The sequence below is a fragment of the Aeromonas ichthyocola genome, from assembly GCF_046087985.1.
GTDB lineage: Bacteria > Pseudomonadota > Gammaproteobacteria > Enterobacterales > Aeromonadaceae > Aeromonas > Aeromonas rivipollensis.
On record NZ_JBJSWH010000007.1, the window covers coordinates 167301 to 186996 of the forward strand.

The 19696-nt window shown below is 62.6% G+C and carries 14 protein-coding genes and 1 pseudogene; 6 read left to right on the forward strand and 9 right to left on the reverse strand.

All coding sequences use genetic code 11. From position 1 onward, the window contains the following. Positions 1–14: 14 nt before the first annotated feature. From ACF2JD_RS19790 to ACF2JD_RS19820, 7 genes are all read right to left on the reverse strand, one after another. Positions 15–1802: a cation:proton antiporter gene (locus ACF2JD_RS19790; protein WP_106885099.1), complete on the reverse strand. Its 1788-nt coding sequence runs from the start codon at positions 1800–1802 to the stop codon at positions 15–17. A 124-nt stretch (positions 1803–1926) separates the two neighbouring features. Further along, the gene (locus ACF2JD_RS19795) at positions 1927–2448 is read right to left on the reverse strand and encodes an MltR family transcriptional regulator (protein WP_440988034.1); all 522 of its coding nucleotides are present in this window, start codon (positions 2446–2448) and stop codon (positions 1927–1929) included. 114 nt (positions 2449–2562) lie between these two features. Then, complete coding sequence (locus ACF2JD_RS19800) at positions 2563–3708, reverse strand: mannitol-1-phosphate 5-dehydrogenase (RefSeq protein ID WP_162627234.1); 1146 nt, start codon at positions 3706–3708, stop codon at positions 2563–2565. A 37-nt stretch (positions 3709–3745) separates the two neighbouring features. Then, positions 3746–5674 carry a PTS mannitol transporter subunit IICBA gene (locus tag ACF2JD_RS19805; RefSeq protein WP_440988035.1) on the reverse strand — a complete coding sequence of 643 codons (1929 nt, stop codon included), beginning with the start codon at positions 5672–5674 and terminating at the stop codon, positions 3746–3748. A gap of 671 nt (positions 5675–6345) precedes the next feature. Then, positions 6346–8382 carry an exoribonuclease II gene (locus tag ACF2JD_RS19810; protein ID WP_440988036.1) on the reverse strand — a complete coding sequence of 679 codons (2037 nt, stop codon included), beginning with the start codon at positions 8380–8382 and terminating at the stop codon, positions 6346–6348. Between the two features lie 100 nt (positions 8383–8482). Next, positions 8483–9382 (reverse strand): LysR family transcriptional regulator ArgP, encoded by a 900-nt coding sequence (locus ACF2JD_RS19815; protein ID WP_025325564.1) that lies wholly within the window; start codon positions 9380–9382, stop codon positions 8483–8485. A 240-nt stretch (positions 9383–9622) separates the two neighbouring features. After that, positions 9623–10249 (reverse strand): acyl-homoserine-lactone synthase, encoded by a 627-nt coding sequence (locus tag ACF2JD_RS19820; RefSeq protein ID WP_290029443.1) that lies wholly within the window; start codon positions 10247–10249, stop codon positions 9623–9625. Positions 10250–10313: 64 nt separating this feature from the next. Here ACF2JD_RS19820 and ACF2JD_RS19825 point away from each other — a divergent pair. The 3 genes and pseudogenes from ACF2JD_RS19825 (at position 10314) to ACF2JD_RS19835 (ending at position 14087) form a co-directional block, all read left to right on the forward strand. Further along, a pseudogene (locus tag ACF2JD_RS19825) lies at positions 10314–11095 on the forward strand (LuxR family transcriptional regulator). 264 nt (positions 11096–11359) lie between these two features. Continuing rightward, on the forward strand, positions 11360–11980 hold the full coding sequence (lysE, locus tag ACF2JD_RS19830) for an L-lysine exporter (protein ID WP_440988037.1): 621 nt from the start codon (positions 11360–11362) through the stop codon (positions 11978–11980). 127 nt (positions 11981–12107) lie between these two features. After that, positions 12108–14087, forward strand: a complete 1980-nt coding sequence (locus ACF2JD_RS19835) for a bifunctional 2',3'-cyclic-nucleotide 2'-phosphodiesterase/3'-nucleotidase (protein WP_440988081.1) — start codon at positions 12108–12110, stop codon at positions 14085–14087. 67 nt (positions 14088–14154) lie between these two features. Here ACF2JD_RS19835 and lpxL read toward each other — a convergent pair whose 3' ends face one another. Continuing rightward, entirely contained in the window at positions 14155–15078 is a 924-nt protein-coding gene (gene lpxL / locus ACF2JD_RS19840; protein ID WP_106885091.1) for an LpxL/LpxP family Kdo(2)-lipid IV(A) lauroyl/palmitoleoyl acyltransferase, read from the reverse strand. A gap of 252 nt (positions 15079–15330) precedes the next feature. Between lpxL and hldE the strand changes: the two genes are divergently transcribed. After that, positions 15331–16758 carry a bifunctional D-glycero-beta-D-manno-heptose-7-phosphate kinase/D-glycero-beta-D-manno-heptose 1-phosphate adenylyltransferase HldE gene (gene hldE, locus ACF2JD_RS19845; RefSeq protein ID WP_440988038.1) on the forward strand — a complete coding sequence of 476 codons (1428 nt, stop codon included), beginning with the start codon at positions 15331–15333 and terminating at the stop codon, positions 16756–16758. A gap of 108 nt (positions 16759–16866) precedes the next feature. Here hldE and tolC read toward each other — a convergent pair whose 3' ends face one another. After that, on the reverse strand, positions 16867–18192 hold the full coding sequence (gene tolC / locus ACF2JD_RS19850; RefSeq protein WP_440988039.1) for an outer membrane channel protein TolC: 1326 nt from the start codon (positions 18190–18192) through the stop codon (positions 16867–16869). A 307-nt stretch (positions 18193–18499) separates the two neighbouring features. On the opposite strand from tolC, the gene nudF reads away from it, so the two are divergent. Both nudF and ACF2JD_RS19860 read left to right on the forward strand, forming a co-directional pair. After that, a complete protein-coding gene (gene nudF / locus ACF2JD_RS19855) occupies positions 18500–19141 on the forward strand; it encodes an ADP-ribose diphosphatase (protein ID WP_440988040.1) in 642 nt (213 codons plus the stop codon). Between the two features lie 88 nt (positions 19142–19229). Beyond that, on the forward strand, positions 19230–19676 hold the full coding sequence (locus ACF2JD_RS19860) for a DUF1249 domain-containing protein (protein WP_440988041.1): 447 nt from the start codon (positions 19230–19232) through the stop codon (positions 19674–19676). Positions 19677–19696: the final 20 nt, after the last annotated feature.

Sequence of the window (19696 nt, forward strand, 5' to 3'; positions counted from 1 at the left end):
GAGATGGCGGCGCATCAGGCCGCCTGGGGCTCCCGTGGTGGCTGCAGGGCGATCAGCAGCTCCCCGGCCAGCGGCGCCACCGGGCCTGTGACGACCCGGGGTTTTCCCCTGGCATCGACGATGAACAGGGGAATGGCGCCGGGATTGGCATCCTGATATTGGGTCCAGTCGAAGGCCTCGCTCAGGCGGGTCGCCTTGATCTGGCCGCCCCGGCTCAGCAGGCCGCTCAGGCGGGCGAAATTCATCTCGGGCCCGAACAGATCCTGGCGTGCACGGAAGGTGGCGCTCTCCCGGTTCGCCTTGCCGTGCTGCTCGCTGGAGCGCAGGGAGTGGACCTTTTCTTCCCCGTACAGGTGGGCAAAGTGCAGCACCCCCAGGGCGTTGTTGTGACGGTTGGGGGAAAGGGCCAGCACCGTATGTATGCTGGTGAGAGGCAGGTGCAGCTCGGCGTGTTCCGATTGTGGATTGCCGAAGTAGCAGGGCAGGCCGCTCATGCGGGCCAGCTTGCAATGTTCCCAGGCCGGATCGGAGAGATGGACCGCTATGCCCTGATCCGCCAGCGCCCGGCCTATGGCGCGGGCCACCGAATTGGCGCCGATCAGCAGCCAGGTGTCGGGAGCGGGCTGGCGCATGCCGAGCAGCCTGGCCAATGGGGTCGCCGTCAGGCTCTGCAACACCACTGTGAAGATGATGACGGCAAACACCAGGGGCACCAGCTTGTCGGCATCTTCAATGCCGGCTTCGTGCATGCTGATGGCAAAAGAGGCGCTGACCGCCGCCGCCACTATGCCGCGGGGGGCTATCCAGGCGAGCAGGGCCCGGGCGCGCCAGGGGAGATCCGATCCCAGGGTCGAGACCAGGATGCAGAGCGGGCGGGCCACGAACTGAACCACGCACAGCAGTACCAGCACCATGGGGCCGAGCTGCCAGAGCTGGGCCAGATCGAGGCGGGCCGCCAGCAGTATGAAGAGGGAAGAGATGAGGATGACCGCCAAATCCTCCTTGAATGCCAGCACCTCCTCCAGATCCAGTCCCTCCTGATTGGCGAGCCAGATGCCGAACACCGTCACCGCCAGCAGCCCGGACTCGTGGCTGAGCCAGTCCGACAGGGTGAAGGTGACCAGCACCAGGGCCAGCACCCCGAACTTGTGCAGGCTGACCGGCAACCAGTCCTTGCGCATGATCAGTGTGGTGATCCAGCCGGCCGCTACCCCGATCAGCGAACCCACTCCCACCGTCTTGGCCAGGGCCAGCAGGGTGTGATCGATGAGATCCCCCTGGCTGCCGAGGCGCACCGCCTCGAACACCAATACCGCAAACAGGGCGCCGATGGGGTCGATGACTATCCCCTCCCAGCGAAGGATCTTGTCCACCTCCCGCACCGGCCGAATGACGCTGAGCATGGGAGCGACCACGGTCGGCCCTGTCACCACCAGCACGGCGCCGAGCACCATGGCGACCCGCCAGTCCAGCCCCAGCAGCCAGTAGCTGGCGGCGCCTATGACGGCGAAGCTGACCAGCATGCCGGTGGAGCAGAGGTTGCGCACCACCTTGCCTATCCCCTTGAGCTCGGTCAGGTGCAGGGTCAGGGCCCCTTCAAACAAGATGATGGCGACCGAGAGCGACACCAGCGGAAACAGCAGCTCCCCCAGCAGTTGATCCGGGTCGAGCACGCCTGTCACCGGGCCAAGCAAGAGGCCGCTCAGCAGCAGGAACAGGATGGCGGGGACCCGCAGTGACCAGGCGAGCCACTGGGCGAGCAGGGAGATCAGGGCGATCCCGGCGAGAGAGAGTGCAATCATGCCAACCTCGGGTGGGTGATGGGGTTGGGAGTAGTGTAGCGGGGAAGGAGGGCAAATTGACACCCGGTAGAGGCGGCCTCGGGGAGGCCGGTATCCCGGGAGTAGCCTCAGCGGGCAGGCCTGATCAGATGGGGCTCTCTTTGTGGAGTTCGGTGACGCAGTCGGTCACCGCCAGCACCAGTGCGGAGCGCACCATCTGATCGAGCCGGTTGAGCTGCATTTGATAGAGGGGCCAGTCCTCCTCGTTGGCCGGGGGATCCTGCGGCATCATGCTGGTCTGATGGATGGCATGCAGGCGGCTTAGCAGGTCGCGGATCGGCTTGTCGCTGAAGCGATAATCCTTGGGGTCGCGCACCAGAAAATCGCGGATCTTCAGGTAGGCCTCGAGATCCTGGTAGTGCTCGAGGGAGATGAGGCCGAGGGCGAAGATGAGCTTGAGGCGCACCTCCAGCTGGCCGAGGGGGCCGCTCTGATTGAGAAGGGGGTCGATGGCGTATTTGACGGCATACTCCTCCTGGCGGAACGCGCGCCGCATCAGGGAGTCGACCGCCTCTTCCAGGATGGTCACGACCTCGAGAAAGAAGCCGCGAGGGCCATCCTGCTCGTTCAGTCGCTCCAGTACATCATCTTCCTGGTGTGTGGTCATAGGTGCTTAAGGTCCGGCTGACTGGGAGAGAGAGTGCCTCTCTCCCGGTTTTTATCATATGGGGCGGCGTCACTCGCCATGCGCTCGGGCTGCCGGCGAGTGCGCCCCATGGGGTCACTTCAAGGTGTCATAACGGGCGACGATGGCACGGACGATGTCGCTGCCTTCATCCAGCCCGGTCACCCGGGCCAGGGTCCTGGCCGGGCCCAGTTCCGCCAGCAGGGCCTGCAGCTCCACCGCCTGGGGATCGTCAGCATTGTGGTAGTGCAGCGCCGCCGCTATGCCCTCCTGCAGGTGGTCGCTTGGCAGGCCGTACTCCAGGGTACCGAGCAGCGGCTTCACCAGCCTGTCCCCCGCCGCCAGCTTGCGCAGCGGCTGACGGCCGACCCGGTCGATTTCATCCACCAGATAGGGGTTGGCGAAGCGGGACAGGATCTTCTCTATGTAGGCGGCATGCAGGCGCGGATCGAAGCCGTAGCGTTTCACCAGCACGGCCCCGCTCTCCTCCATGGCGCGGCGCACCTTGCTGCGGATCAGCGGATCCTCGATCGCCTCCCGCACCGTGCGATAGCCCCGCAGCTTGCCGAGGTAGGCGGTGACTATGTGCCCTGTGTTGAGGGTGAACAGCTTGCGCTCGACGAAGGCCATCAGGTTGTCGGTGGGCTCCATGCCCGCCACCTGGGGCAGCGCCCCCTTGAACTGGGTCTGGTCAACGATCCACTCGCTGAAGCTCTCTACCGTCACCTCCAGCGGATCATCGTTGGCCGCGGCGGGGGGGACTATGCGATCCACCGCCGAGTCGACGAAGCCGACGCAGTTGTCGAGGGTGGCATGATACGCGACCGGCAGGTACTTGAGTACCTCCTGCTTGAGGTGGCTGGTGCCGCGCACCATGTTCTCGCAGGCGATGACGTTCAGCGGGGTCAGGTTGCCGGCATCGAAGCGGGCCTGCAGCCCCTTGGCCAGGGTGCTGGCTATCTTGTCCAGTATGTTGGGGCCCACCGCCGTGGTCACCAGATCGGCGGTGATGATGCGGGCTATCACCTCGTGCCCGGCCGAGCTGACCGCCGCCACGTTGCGCACCACGTCCAGCTTCTGATCCGTGCCCACCACGTGCACCTTGTACTCCTGGCGGTGATTGAGCTGATCGATCAGGGTCTCGTTGACGTCGGCGAAGGTGACCTGATGGCTGGCGTCCGCCAGCAGTTTTCCGATGAAGCCACGGCCTATGTTGCCGGCACCAAAATGCAATGTTTTCATGATATTAACCTCTATAACCAAAGACGATGAAGGACGATTAGGCAGCCTGTTCGGCCCCCAGCAGATCCAGGAACTCCTGGGGATCCTGGGTGCTGGCCAGCCGGTCGATGAGACCGGGTTCATCCAGTGCATTGGTCAGGCGGGTTATGACCTGCATGTGTTCGTCGTTGCGGGCGGCGATGCCGATCACCAGGCGCGCCACCTCGTCGGCGGCTTCGCCAAAGGCGACCCCGGCCGGGTACTGGCAGATGACGATGCCGGTACGCTTCACGTGCTCCTTGGCGGCTATGGTGCCGTGGGGGACGGCGATGGACTCGCCGAGGTAGGTGGAGACCAGCTGCTCACGCTCCAGCATGGCGTTGACGTAGTCGGGCGCCACATAGCCCCGCTCCGCCAGCAGCTTGCCGGCAGCCCGGATGGCGGCCTCCTTGTTGTCGGCCTTGAGGCCCAGGTGCACGTCCTGGAGGCTCAGGGTGAAGACCTCGGCGGCCTGCGGCTCGTAGCTGTCGTCGTTGGCCGCCACCAGCAGTTGCGGGTTGGCCACGTCGTCGTTGGCGGCCCTGGCCAGGCTGAGGTTCTGCACCAGCTCCTGATAGAGGGCGTTGTCGAGGAAATTGGAGAGGGAGATATGGTGAGCGTGAGGCGCATGGCGACGGGCCCGCTCGGTCAGATCCTTGTGGGTGATGACCCAGTCCACCTGATCGTCGAGCTGATCGATGGCGCGGTTGGTCACGCTGATGTTGAGCCCGGCGGCCTGCACCCGCTTGCGCAGCAGGCCGGCGCCCATGGCGCTGGAGCCCATGCCCGCATCGCAGGCGACCACGATATTGCGCACCGCAGTCAGCTCGGCACCCGGCTTCTTGGCCGCAGAGGTCTCGGGTTTGGCACCCTTCATGCTCTTCATCTTGCGGGTGGCTTCACCCAGGGCATCGGCCTCGTCGGCTTCCGGCTGCTGGGCACGGACGAACACGGCGGCGACCAGGAAGGAGACGATGGCGGAGGCGATGATGGAGAGCAGCACCCCGATGAGGGAGGCTTTCGGCGTCATCAGCAGCACGGCGAAGATGGAGCCCGGGGAGGCCGGGGAGACCAGACCGGCGTTGAACAGGGTCAGGGTGAAGACCCCTGTCATGCCACCGGCAATGACCGCCAGGATGAGGCGCGGGTTCATCAGCACGTAGGGGAAGTAGATCTCGTGGATGCCACCGAAGAAGTGAATGATGGAGGCACCGGCGGCGGACTGCTTGGCGGCGCCACGGCCGAACACCATGTAGGCCAGCAGCACCCCCAGACCCGGACCCGGGTTCGCTTCGATCAGGAAGAAGATGGAGCGACCCTGCTCGGTGGCCTGCTGGATCCCAAGCGGCGAGAAGATGCCGTGGTTGATGGCGTTGTTGAGGAAGAGGATCTTGGCCGGTTCGACGAAGATGGAAGTCAGCGGCAGCAGACCGTGGGCGACCAGGAAGTCGACGCCACCGGCCAGGGCGCCGGAGAGCACCTTGACGAAGGGACCTATGACGAAGAAGGCGAGGATGGCGCACAACATGCCGATGATGCCGGCGGAGAAGTTGTTGACCAGCATCTCGAAGCCACTCTTGACCCGGCCTTCCATCGCCTTGTCGAAGCGCTTGATGGCCCAGCCACCCAGCGGGCCGACCATCATGGCGCCCATGAACATGGGGATGTCGGTCCCCACTATGACGCCCATGGTGGTGATGGCACCGACCACTGCACCCCGCTCACCCCCGATCAGCTTGCCGCCGGTATAGCCAATCAGCAGGGGCAGCAGGTAGGTGATCATGGGGCCGACCAGCTTGGCCAAGGTTTCGTTTGGCAGCCAGCCGGTGGGGATGAAGAGGGCGGTAATGAAGCCCCAGGCGATGAAGGCGCCTATGTTGGGCATGACCATATTGGACAGGAAGCGTCCAAAATTCTGTATCTTGACTTTGGTATCCGGTGATAACATGTCGGGACCCCGTTTTAAGCCTGTGTGATTGAAAGTGGTAGTCGGGATGACGGGTTTTGCCGAACCCCCATCCCTGTCGTCTAAGCAACTTCAATCTACCAGCTTGTGATCAAATTAGGCTGAAAACGGGGTATCTTGTGACCCAGTTCTCAAATACCCTGACATCCCCCCTCCCTTCATGGTGACGCCGGTCACATTCAGGCGCTGTAGTTTGGCTACATTTCGATCTTTTTCATCGTGAACGGCTTTTTAATGTGACTCAGGTCACTCTTTATGATTTTCGCAAACCTCGTGTCAATGTGATTGTTATCACAAATATTTAATTTGTAGCCAATTGGAACATGCCTGGTGACGGCAATTCAGAGGGTGGCGGCGATGGATTTCGCATCATCATCAACTACTAATCAATGAATCAGTGGTTTTGTAACCCACTTTCAGTTTTGCTCCCCTAGCTTTCGGCCACTTGGGCGCTGTCCCGCCTCCTTTGGCAGGCCCTGATTGGCCTCCCTGGCGACGTCTGCCAATACCCGCTGCGAAAAACGGGAGTGTCGGCACAGCCACAAGCACAGGCCGACCCGGCCCATTCATCCCCCCTGACGCTTCTGCCCAGGTTGCCGCGCCATAAAAAAGCCCGCAATATTGCGGGCTCTTGGCATGCTGGGGAGCGGGGCTTATTCCGCCTTGGGGGCCGCATCGGCCGCAGCCTCGCTGCTCTCGCTTGCTGTGCTCTCGGCCGCCGGTGCTTCCGGTGCCGGACCCGGCACCAGGGCCACCGCCGGTTTGGCGATGAGGGAGCGGGTCTCTTCCACCGCCTCGCTCAGCTTCACCTCGATGATCTGGCCAAGCTCATAGACCACTTCTGTCTTGTCCAGGTAGACGCGACCGTTGTCCCAGTTGCACTCCAGCCTGTCCTTGTTGTCCAGGATATGGCGGGCGGGCATGAAGACCACGGCACCGTTCTCCTGCAGACGCAGCTTGAGGCCGGCCCGCATCACATCGATGATCTCGGCGTTGAACAGCTGATCGGTACCGGCGGCGGCCTGGAGGTAACGGACATAGAGCCAGTCGCCGATGTCGCGCTCCACCCTGCGGTGCAGGCGGCGGCACTCGGTCAGGTGTTCGGTCAGTTCCTGGCTCGGACGCTCACCCGGGGTCTTGCCGGCGATGACGGCCTTGAGCAGACGATGGTTGACCATATCGCCGTATTTGCGAATAGGTGACGTCCAGGTGGCGTAAGCATCCAGCCCTAGGCCGTAGTGGGCACCCGGCTCGGCGGACATCAGTGCATAGCTCTGGAAGCGGCGGATCTTGCCGTCCAGCCAGCGGGTGTCCAGGCTGTCGATCCAGCGGCGCAGGGCGCAGAAACCGGACAGACTTGCGATCTCTTCCTTCTCGAACGGGGCCTCGGCACTTTTCAGCAGGTCGATGGCGCCGTCGAGGGACTCTTCATCGAACCCTGTGTGGACGTTGAAGATGCCGTAGCCGACGCTCTTGCCCAGCACGCGACCGGCGCAGATGTTGGCGGCTATCATCGACTCTTCGATCATCCGGTTGGCGATGCGGCGCGGCTCCACATGGATGGCCAGCACGGCGCCGTTCTCACCCAGCTCGAAGTCGTAGTCGGGACGGTCCGGGAACACCAGGGCGTGCTCGGTACGCCACTTGATACGGGCCTCCGTCATGGCCTTCATCAGCGGCAGCTGGGCCAGGACGCCGGCGTCTATGTCCAGCGCCTTGCCGTGCTCGGCCCAGTCGGAGACGTCGTCATAGTTCAGACGAGCGTGGGAGACGATGCGGGCGGCGAAGAATTCGGTCTCTTCCAGCAGCAGGCCATCCTCGGCGATCAGCAGACGTGCGCACAGGGTGTTGCGCTCCTCGCCCTCTTTCAGGGAGCAGAGCTCGTCGGAGAGGGTGCGCGGTATCATGGGCACATTGCGGCCCGGCATGTAGACGGTGAAGGCGCGCTTGGCGGCTTCCTGGTCCAGCTCGCTGCCTTCGGCCACGTAGGCGGTCGGATCGGCGATGGCGACCAGCAGCTCCCAGCCGTTGTCCAGTTTGCGGATGGAGAGGGCGTCATCCATGTCCTTGGTCTTGGCGCCATCTATGGTGAAGAAGGGCAGCTGGGTCAGATCGCGACGGGGCAGCTCTTCCTCTTCGATGACGTTCCACTCGGGCAGGTCCGCCGGCTCGATCTGGGCCAGGTTGTGGCGTGCCAGCACCACCCACCAGGGCACGTTGTGATCGTCCTTGTCGGCGATGAGCTGGGTGATCTCGGCGGAGAAGTTGCCATCCACCAGGGCGTGACGCTTGAGGGTCGCCACCACCCAGTCCCCTTCCTTGAAGGACTTCTCGTCCAGACCCTTCTTGGCGCGGGCCTTGATGGCGTCCTTGATGAGGGGGTGATCAGGCACCACGTTGAGGCGGTCGCGGAACATCTTGACGCGGCCAACGAAGCGGACCACGGCCTGCTCCAGCAGGGCATCCGGCTCGGCCACTTCCTTCTCTTTCTCGGTACGGATCAGGGCGCTCACCCGGTCACCGTGCATCACCTTCTTCATGTAGGGAGGCGGCACGAAATAGCTGGTCTTCTCATCGACCTCCAGGAAGCCGAAGCCCCGATCGGAGGCGCGAATAACACCCTCTTTCTTGGGGATGTTTTCGCGGATTTGTTGCTTGAGCTGGGCCAGCAGCGGATTGTCTTGGAACATAAGTGAGGAACCTGAAGTGGAAAACCTGGGTGGAGACCTGATGAAGGATCGCCCAGCACTATACGTTTTTACCCCTCCAAAGCCAAGGTGAATGGCCCGCTCAGCGGGGTTGCAGTGCCCGGCGCCCTTGCTCGATCAGGCGCAATGAGATCTGCTTGTGCAGCCCCCGCTCCAGCACCCAGCGGTGCCAGTAGAGGCGCTCGACCAGGTGGAGATCCGGGCTGAGATCGAGCAACAGCCCCTGTGCGAGCTGCTGGCGGATCTGCAACTCGGGGATGAGACAGCAGGCCAGCCCCTGCTCGGCCATGGCGACGAAGGCCTCCGACGAGCGCACCGTGTGGCAGGGGTAGCCGCCGGGGGCCAGGGCGAAGTGGCGGGCCATGAAGCTGACGTGCATGTCGTCGCGCTGATCGAAGGCGACCGCCGGTGCCTTGGCCAGCGCCGCCGGGGTGAGCCCCTGGGGGAAGTGGCGGGCGACGAAGGCGGGGCTGGCGGTCAGCAGGTAGCGCATCTCGCCGAGCTCGTCGACGCAGCAACCGGCCAGGGCCTGCGGCTGCAGGCTGACGGCGCCGAACGCCTGGCCCTCGCGCACCTTGTCGAGGGTGCGGCTCTCGTCATCCACCAGCAGGTTCAGCTCTATGGGGTGCTGTTCCAGCAGGGGCGCCAGGGCGGGCAGGAACCAGGTGGCCAGGCTGTCGGCGTTGACGGCTATGCTGACCCGGATCGGCGCCTGGGGCTCGGCGGGGGAGAGTTCGCCCGCCAGCTCCAGCTCCAGCTGGCGTACCTGACGGTAGTGGGCCAGCAGCTTTTGCCCGAGGGCCGTGGCCTGCAGGGGCTGGCTGCGGATGATCAGCGGCTCGGCAAACTGCTGCTCCAGCTGCTTGATGCGCTGGGAGATGGCGGACTGGGTGATGTGCAGACGCTGGGCGGCGCGCTCGAAGTTCTGCTCCTGCATCACGGCATCCAGTGCCAGCAGCAGCTTGTAGTCCAGCGTCTTCATCAGCATTCCTTATCAGAGAAGGGGATTGAGCAAGGATGCTACTGGAGTGACGGAGGGAGAACAACCAGGCCCGGTGGCGGGCACTGCGTGGGGGACATCCCGGGCTGTCACTGTGAGATGTGACAGTAGAGACTATGTGAGATTCATAAGATACTCATTCGGTCCGTTTTTGCATGGGGTGGAAACGGGCCATAGCGAGAGTTTTGGTCCCGGGTGTCAGCCCGGGACTTTTTTATGGGGTCAGCTCATGCCGAGCAGCTCTCCGGCCGGGACGTACTCCCCCCGCAGGGGACGGTTGACAGCGCGCTCGAAGCGCTCGTCCAGCTGGAAGCGGATCCCGACTCCGCGCACCGCCCCCAGATCCACCGCCTGACGGTGACCGAGCCGCTCTATGGGCAGGCCAAGGCGGCGGAAGATGCGCTCCACCGGCAGGCTGACCACGGCGACCAGCTCCCGGATCCCCTGTTCCCTGGCGAAGGCATAAACCTCGCGGAAGATGACGCAGGTCAGCTCGCTGATGCCGTTGTCGAGCGCGGGAGCGCGGCCGGCATCGATGGCAAGCCGGGTCAGCTCCCAGACATCGGCGCCGCGCGGGGGACGCTCGCCGGCGAGGGCACCGGGAAAGATGCTGGGCAGCATGTAATCCTGGGCGCAACTGAGCAGCCTGATGCAGCCGCACAGGCCCTCTTCATCTTCAATCAGCACCCAGTGGGTATCGGGTTTGTCGAAGCTGTCCCGCTCCAGACCCCGGTGGGATTCCACGTCCCAACCGAGCCGATCGGAGAAGACGCGCTTGCGAAAGCGATAAAGCTCGTTTTCGACCTCCCATCTGGGGTGTTCTTTCAATTTTCCTTTGAAAACAAGCATTCATGTCTCTCCATTTCATGGTTAGGCGCTATAATCCAAGGCCTTGGCCAGGGGAGGCTAGCCTATGACACGCGACCAACTGCTTGAGTATCTGGAACATTTCACGCTGGTAACGGATGGAAACCGGCTGGCCGAGCTGATCGGCCGCTTCACCCTGGGAATGGGCTACGACTACTATCGATTTGCGCTCATCCTGCCCATGTCGATGCAAAGGCCCAAGGTGGTGTTGTTCAACCAGTGCCCGGACTCCTGGGTGCAGGCCTACACGGTGAACAACATGCTGGCCTGCGACCCCATCATCCAGCTCGCCCGCACACAGACCCTGCCCATCTACTGGAACCGGCTGGACGAGAAGGCGCGCTTCCTGCAAGAGGGGAGCATGGACGTGATGGGGCTGGCGGCGGAGTTCGGCTTGCGCAACGGCATCTCGTTTCCGCTGCACGGGGCGCGGGGGAGAACGGCATACTGTCGTTCATCACCCGGGAACGGGCATCCAGCGACCTGCTGCTGGAGTCCTCGCCCATCCTCTCCTGGATGTCCAACTACATCTTCGAGGCGGCGATCCGGATAGTGCGTCAAAGCATGAGGGAGGAGGATCCCCAGGAGGCCCTGACGGATAGGGAGACCGAGTGCCTGTTCTGGGCCAGCGAAGGGAAGACATCGGGGGAGATCGCCTGCATCCTCGGGATCACCGAGCGCACCGTGAACTACCACCTCAACCAGGTCACCCGCAAGACGGGGTCGATGAATCGCTACCAGGCCATCGCCAAGGGGGTCAGCAGCGGTATCTTGCTGCCGAATCTGGAGCAGGTGGTGGTCACCAACTTCCCCAGACTGTTGCAGTGAATGCCGGCCGGGCGACGCTGCCCTGTCGCTCGGCATCTCCTCTGTCGCCATCACCCAGTGTCCCAAGCCGATCCCGTCACTTTGGCGATTCTCGGGGCGGGCCTCCGGGGCCACAATTGTCAGATCCTGCAATTGACAGCCTGCCAGATGTCGTTTTTCGCCCCGTCTTATCAGTTTTTTGAATGCATCAGAAAATGAATGAATTTCTCTGATTTCACGCCTCCCCTTATAGTGCCCCCAGATCTCCCACACAAAGGTTTGTCCATGTTCGCGACCACACTGCAAGGCTTTACCCTCGGCCTTGCCATGATCATCCCCATAGGTGCCCAGAATGCCTTCGTGCTGAGCCGGGGCATTCACCGCAACCACCATCTGCTGACGGCGACCCTCTGCTGCCTGTGCGATCTCGTGCTGATCGGCATAGGGGTGTTTGGCGGTGCCAACCTGCTGGTGGCCAGCCCCATCGGCCTGGCGCTGCTGACCTGGGGCGGCGTGCTGTTTCTCGGCTGGTTCGGGGTGCGCTCCCTGCGCAGTGCCTGGCGCGGACAGGGGGCGGCCCTGGCGGACTCTCCTCAGCTGATGGGGGTCAAGAGCGTGCTGGCCATGACCCTCGGGGTAACCCTGCTCAACCCCCACGTCTACCTGGATACCCTGATGCTGCTCGGCTCCTTCGGCAGCCAGTTTGCCGAGGATCTGCGGCCCGCCTTCGCCGCAGGCGCCATGCTAGCCTCTCTGGTATGGTTCTACGGGCTGGCCTTCGGGGCGGCGGCGCTTTCTCCCTGGCTTGCCCGGAGCAGGGTGCAGCAAGTCATTGATATGGTTGTCGGTATCATAATGCTGGTGCTGGCGGTCAAGCTGGCCAGCGGGGCTCTGCTGGCCTCATAAGGCTATTTTTGTGCCGGGCTTCATAAAAATGAGTCCCGGTGTCATCTGCTGACATATTCGTCTGTTAAATTCCCGGCGCTGGTAAAGCGTTACTCATAATAAAAGGGAAAAGACAGTGAATAACTCCATGAAGCTGGGGGCAATCGCCGCCATCGTGCTGCTGACCGCCTGCAGCAATGAAAATGACAGCAAGGCGCAGCCGGGGACAGTCTCCCTGCGCCTGATCCAGACCTCCGACATCCACTCCAACGTGCTGGGGTATGACTACTACCAGAACAAGGAAGACCGCAAGTTCGGCCTCTCCCGCACCGCCCTGCTGATCCGCGCCGCCCGCGCCGAAAACCCCAACAACCTGCTGCTCGACAACGGTGACCTGATCCAGGGCACGCCGCTGGCGGACTATATCTTCGAGCAGTCCGGTGCCGGTTACCTCGAGAAGCAGGCCCACCCTGTGTTCAAGGCGATGAACGAGCTGGGGTATGACGCGGGCAACCTCGGCAACCACGAGTTCAACTACGGCCTGGATTACCTCGGCAAGGTGCTGGCGGGGGCCGAGTTTCCCTATGTGAACGCCAACGTGTTCGAGGCGGGTGCCTTCAAGCGCGACGCCAAGGGACAGATTGACTGGAGCGGCAACAAGTTCACCCCTTATCTGCTGCTGGAGCGCCAGGTGACGGATGACAAGGGCCAGTCACAGACCGTCAAGGTCGGCATCCTGGGTCTGACGCCGCCCCAGGTGCTGCAGTGGGACAAGCGCCATCTGGAAGGCAAGGTGGTGGTGGCCGACATGGTCGAGACCGCCAACCACTATGTGCCCGAGCTGCGCGCCAAGGGGGCCGATCTGGTGGTGGTGGTGGCCCACACCGGCATCAATGCCAACAGCTACGAGGCCATGATGGAAAACTCCGCCTGGCACCTGGCCAAGGTGAAGGGGATAGATGCCCTGATGCTGGGTCACGCCCACAAGAACTTCCCCGGCGACTTCCCGGACCTGCCCGAGGTGGACAACAAGGCCGGCACCCTGAGTGGCATTCCGACCGTGATGCCCGGCTACTGGGGCAACCACCTCGGCATCATCGATCTCAAGCTGGAGCAAGTGGATGGCAAGTGGCAGGTGAAGCAGAGCCAGGCCAGCCTGCGCAAGATAGATTCAAGCGAAGGCAGCGCCGTGGATCAACGGGTCGTGGATCTGGTGCAGGCGGATCACGACGCCACCAACCAGTGGCTGGACGAGCCGCTCGGCAAGATCACCTCTCCCATTCACAGCTTCTTCGCCCTGGTGCAGGACGACCCCTCGGTGCAACTGGTGAGCGATGCCCAGCGTCAGCACGCCGAGCAGTTGCAACAAGACGGTCTGCTCAAGGAGCCCTACCCGATCCTGTCGGTGGCGGCCCCCTTCCGCGGCGGGCGCAACGGCATCAATGACTTCACCTATGTAGCCCAGGGTGACATCTCCCTGCGCAACGTCTCCGATCTCTACATCTATCCGAACACCCTGCAGGTGGTCGAGGTGAACGGGGCCACCGTCAAGGAGTGGCTGGAGATGAGCGCCGGCCAGTTCAACCGGATAGACACCGGCAAGAGCGAGGTGCAGTGGCTGGTGAACGAAAGCTTCCCGACCTACAACTTCGATGTGATCGACGGTGTGAGCTACGAGGTGGACATCACCCAGCCAGCCCGTTACAGCAAGGAGGGGCTCAAGGTGAGCGACGGTCAGCGCATCAGCGGCCTCACCTTCAACGGCCAGCCGGTGGATCCGGCCCAGAAGTTCTACGTGGTGACCAACAACTATCGCGCCAGCGGTGGCGGTCACTTCCCGGGCATAGATGGCAGCAACATAGTCCATGAAGATCCCTTCGAGACGCGGGAGATCATCGCCCAGTACCTCAAGTCCCAGTCTGCTGCCAATCCGGCGGGCTTCAGCCCGGCGGCCAACAACAACTGGCACATGAAGGCGCTGCCAGTGGGGGTTGACGTGCGGCTCTACTCCTCGCCGAGCGATGAGGCCAAGGCTCTGGCCGGTGCGGATCTTGAGTACAAGTCCACCCTGGCGATGGACGACGCCAAACATCCCGGTTACGCCATCTACCGGCTGATCCGCCAGTAATTCAGGCGCGGTCGCAGACCCGTAAAAAAGCCCTCGCATGCGAGGGCTTTTTCATTGGGAAGGGGCCTTAGTAGAAACCCGCGTCGTCCGGGTTGGGACGGGTCTTGAAGCGGCGATGCAGCCACATGTACTGCTCGGGGGCCTTGCGCACGGCGGCCTCAATCTCGCGGTTGGCGCGGGCGGCATCGACCAGGTCGTCACCGCTCGGGTAGCCTTCCAGCGGCGCCCCTATGTGCAGGGTGTAGCCCTCCTGGGTACGGATGTTGTAGCAGGGCAGGGTGACAGTGTTCTTGACCCGGGCCAGGGTGGCGGTGCCGGTGATGGTGGCCGCCTGCTCCACCGCGAAATAGGGCACGAAGACGCTGGCATGGCTGCCGTAGTCGTGATCCGGCGCATACCAGAGGGCGTCGCCGTTGCGCAGTGCCTTGATCATCCCCTTCACGTCCATGCGATCCACCAGGTACTTGTTGGAGGCGCAGCGACCGTGGTACTGGGCGTACTCCAGCACCGGATTGGTGTTGGGGCGATAGACACCGACCCCGGGCCGCACCAGGCCGAAGCAGCGGGCGTTGAGCTCCAGCGTCAGGAAGTGGCAGGAGAGCAGCAGCATGCCCTGACCCTTTTCGATGGCGTCGATGACATGCTCTTCCCCCTCCACCTTCATCAGGCGGCGCATCCGCCAGTCGGGCCAGAACCAGGCCATGCCCACCTCGAAGATGGCGCAGCCCACGCTCTCGAAGTTCTGTTTGAGCAGGGTTTCCCGCTGATCCCGACTGAGCTCGGGCATCGCCAGCTCCAGGTTGCGACGGGCAATCTTGACGCGGGATTTCAATACCTTGCGGGCCAGGGTGCCGAGCTGGCGACCCAGCCACATCTGGCTGCGCCAGGGCAGCAGCACCAGCAGCCAGAGCAGGCACAGACCGAACCAGCTGCCCCAGTAACGGGGATGGAACAGACGGGGTTCGAGGCGGGGAGCATGTTCTTGGGCCATGAAGAGTCTCTTGTTCACAAAGGCAAGGGAGGGAGCCCAGCCGACACGGGGGGATCGGTGCCCCTGGATAGGCTGTCACTCGCAATCTGGGGATTCTATCCGAAAAACGGGGGCGGGTGCGAATCGCCATCACCTGGTCAGAGGGGTCAGACGGGGGCGCCTGGGCGGGCATGGCAGTGCTTTTTTCACGTCCAGGAAAAGAGTGTGATAAAATCGGCCGCTGAAATTTTCAGGTTTTGAGAGCCGATACAGATGAAAATCACCCTGCCCGAGTTTGAGAAAGCCCGCGTTCTGGTCGTTGGCGATGTCATGTTGGATCGCTATTGGCATGGCCCCACCGGCCGCATCTCCCCCGAGGCGCCGGTGCCCGTGGTCAAGGTCGAGCACATAGAGGAGCGCCCGGGTGGCGCCGCCAACGTGGCCCTGAACTCTGCCGCCCTGGGTGCCCAGGCCGTGTTGCTCGGGCTGACCGGTCAGGATGAGGCCGCCGATGCCCTGGCCGGCCAGATGGCAGGGGTCAAGGTCGCCTGTGATTTCGTTCGTCTGACCGACTACCCGACCATCACCAAGCTGCGGGTGCTGTCCCGCAACCAGCAACTGCTGCGCCTCGATTTTGAAGAGGCCTTCCACGACGTGGACGCCAGCCTGCTGATGGGCAAGGTGGAGCAGGCGCTGCCGGGGGCCGACGTGATGATCCTCTCCGACTACGGCAAGGGCGCCTTGAACGACGTGCCTGGCATGATTGCCCGCGCCCGCGCCGCCGGCATCCCTGTGCTGGTGGATCCCAAGGGGACGGATTTCGAGAAGTATCGCGGCGCCACCCTGCTGACCCCCAACATGTCCGAGTTCGAGGCCGTGGTGGGCAAGGTGAAGAGCGAAGAGGAGCTGGTTGCCAAGGGGCTGGAGCTGGTCAAGCGCTTCGAGCTGGATGCCCTGCTGGTGACCCGTTCCGAGAACGGCATGACCCTGATCCGCGAAGGACAGCCCGAGCTGCACCTGCCGGCCCAGGCTCACGAGGTCTATGACGTGACCGGTGCCGGCGATACCGTCATCTCCACCCTGGCGACGTCGCTTGCCGCCGGCATGAGCCTGGACGAGGCCTGTGCCCTGGCCAACACAGCAGCCGGCATAGTCGTCGGCAAGCTGGGTACCTCCACGGTGAGCCCGGTGGAGCTGGCCAACGCCCTCTACACCGAGCAGGAGACCGGCTTTGGCGTCATGTCCGAGGCCCAGCTCAAGGTGGCCGTGCAGGCCGCCCGCCTGCGCGGCGAGAAGGTGGTGATGACCAACGGCTGCTTCGACATCCTGCATGCGGGCCACGTCTCCTACCTGGCCAATGCGGGCAAGCTGGGGGATCGCCTGATAGTCGCGGTCAACACCGATGAGTCCGTGCGCCGCCTCAAGGGGCCGGGCCGTCCGGTCAACCCCACAGAGCGCCGCATGACGGTGCTGGCGGCTTTGGGTGCCGTGGATTGGGTGGTGTCCTTCGGTGAGGACACGCCCCAGCGACTGATCGCCGAGATCCTGCCAGACCTCTTGGTCAAGGGGGGCGATTACAAGCCCGAAGAGATCGCCGGTTATGCCGAAGTGACCGCCAACGGCGGCGAGGTGCGGGTGCTGAACTTCGAGGACGGCTGCTCCACCAGCGAGATCATCAAGACCATACGCGAGCGCGGCTGAGCACCTCCGGCCTCGGCCGGAGGTGCCTGACCACTCGCCCCTGGCGAGCGGCAAGCAGGCAGCAAAAAGGCGACCCTAAGGTCGCCTTTTTCATGCCGTGAATCCGGCTCAGGACTTCTTGGTGACCTGGGCGGCGGGCATCAGGCCCTGGTTCACGTCTTCCAGATCCTTCTGCTCCAGTATGCCGGCGGCCTGCTTGAGGGAGAGGATGCTGAGGATGTAGTTGTAACGGGCCTCGGAGAGTTTCTGCTTGGCCTGGTACAGCTTGCGGGTGGAGTCCAGCACGTCGACTATGGTCCGGGTACCCACTTCATAACCGGCCTCGGTCGCCTTCAGGGCGCTGTCGGCGGAGATGACGGACTGGCTGTAGGCGCGCACCGAGCCGATGCTGGCGTTCACGTTGTTATAGGAAGAACGCACTGTGCTCTGCACCGAGCGGAAGCTGCGCTCCAGCTGCTCGCTGGCGGCCACGTAGTTGAACTGTGCCTGCTTGACCTGGGAGGTGGTGGCGCCCCCGGTGTAGAGCGGCAGGTTGAAGTTCAGGCCTATATTGCCCTGATTGCTGTTGCTCTCGGGGTTGCGGATCTCGTCCTTGTAGTCGTTGTAACCGGCGGTGAGGCCGGCGCCCAGATCCAGGGTCGGCTCATGGCCCGTCTTGGCCAGATCGATCTGCTCCTTGGCGATGTCCTTGCCGATGCGGGCGCTGTGCAGCTCCAGGTTCTTGTCCAGGGCCAGCTCCAGCCACTTGTCGGAGTTGAACGGGGTCTTCTGCGGGGCGAAACGCTCGGTGTTGAGCACGTCCAGCTGGCGATGATCGATGCCGGTCAGCTCGCGCAGGCTCTCGTAGCTGTTGTCCAGGGTGTTCTCGGCATTGATCTCGTCTGCCAGCGCCTGATCGCGCTCGGCCTCGGCCTCATGCACGTCCGTGATGGCGGTCAGGCCCACTTCGAAGCGCTGCTGGGTCTGTTCCAGCTGACGCTCTACCGCGGTCTTGTTGGCACGGACGAACTCCAGAGTATCCATCGCCTTGAGCACGTCGAAATAGGCCTGAGCGGTACGCAGCATCAGGTTCTGGTACTCGAGGTTGTAGGCCACGTCGGACTGGGTGGCGCTCTTCTCGGTCAGGTCCAGGTTGACCCAGTTGCTGCGACGATAGACGGACTGATCCAGGGTGACGCTGCCGCTGGCACCGCTGTTGGTCTGGGTATCGTCCTTGTTCTGCAGGTAGTTCAGGCCGGCGCCCAGATTGATCTGTGGCAAGAGAGCGGCGCGGGATTCGTTGATCTTCTCGAAGGCTTGGTCCCGCTTGGCCTTGGATTCCAGCAGCTGGGTATCCTTGATCTGGGCTTGCTGGTAGATTTCGAGCAGGTTTTCGGCATGAGCGACACTGCTCACACCCAGCATCACCATGACTGACAAGAGTGTTCTTTTCATATGATAGTTTTAACCTTATTTATCAACCCAAAGCTGTCCGCTGGATGAAGGAGGGGATTGTCACCGACCAAGCTTGATTTCAGCTTAACCACTCTACTACAAGCAGATTTCATTGCGAACTGTCTCTTTTCCAGCGACAGAAACGTCAAGAGTCAGGGCGAGTTTTCTCGGCCACGCGCCTAGCCAAATGTCCTGTGGCTGCTAAAATCCATCCCTCATCGTCGGCGAGAGCGAGTGAATGAATGTTCATTCATGCCCCCGAATATTATGGTCAAACCAAGCCAAGTCAAGCTGGTAGGAGTCTCGTATGTCACAGCAAGCCTTGCCTCAAACCACTCACTATTCCGGTGATGATGTGAAAATCATCGATAAATCATCTGGATACAACGGCTTTTTCAAAGTGAACGTCTATCGCCTGCAACACAGGTTATTTGCCGGTGGCTGGAATGAGCCCATAGTCCGCGAGCTGTTCGAGCGGGGCCATGCGGCCGCGCTGCTGCCTTATGATCCCGTGCGCGACCAGATAGTGCTGGTGGAGCAGTTCCGCATCGGTGCCATCGAGACCAGCCCCACTCCCTGGCTGCTGGAGCTGGTGGCCGGCATCATAGATGAAGGGGAGACAGCCGAAGCCGTGGTGCGCCGCGAGGCGGTGGAAGAGGCGGGCATCGAGGTGGGTCGCTGCGAGCATGCCATCAGCTACCTGGTGAGCCCGGGTGGCAGCACAGAGCGGATCGAGGTCTATGTGGGGGAGGTGGATGCCAGCCAGGCGGCGGGGATCCACGGTCTGGCGGAAGAGGGTGAAGACATCCGGGTCCATGTGGTGAGCCGCGAGCAGGCCTACGCCTGGCTCAAGGAGGGGCGCATCGACAATGCCGCCTCCGTCATCGCCCTGCAATGGTTGGCCCTCAATCATGGCGAGCTGCAGGCCCGCTGGCTGGCGGGGCGCTAAGGTGGCGCTCGTTCGTTCACGCCAGGCGCCATGTGCCTCCTGTCTGCGAGGTCAATCGTCCATGGACCCTGATTGATGGAGTTGCGATATGCCATTAGTCCAGAGCCCGATGAAACGCTATGTGCCTGATCTGATGTCCTTGCAGCGCACCTGCGAGGTCAATTACATGGCTTTGATGAAGCTGCTGCCCCCCGGCGGCAGCGTGGGGGCGGAGCGCCGTTATCAGGTGGGCAACGGCTTGCAGTTCCAGCTCACCGTCAGCGAAGAGAGCCGCTTCACCAGTCAGGTGACCCTGGCCCAGCACAATCCCGAGTTGCCGAGCTACTTGCAGGCTCGTATAGAGATTCGTTTGTATCACGATGTGCGGATGGCGGAAGTGTGTGCGGCGCAACAGATTTCAATGTTGCAACCACGTTATGATTATCCCAATAAAAAAATGCACCACAGGGATGAAAAAGAGCAGGTAAATCTATTCTTGGCCGATTGGCTAAGATTTTGTCTCAAACATGGCACCAGCCTGATCAACATCCTCTAGTCGAACCCATAAAAAAGAAG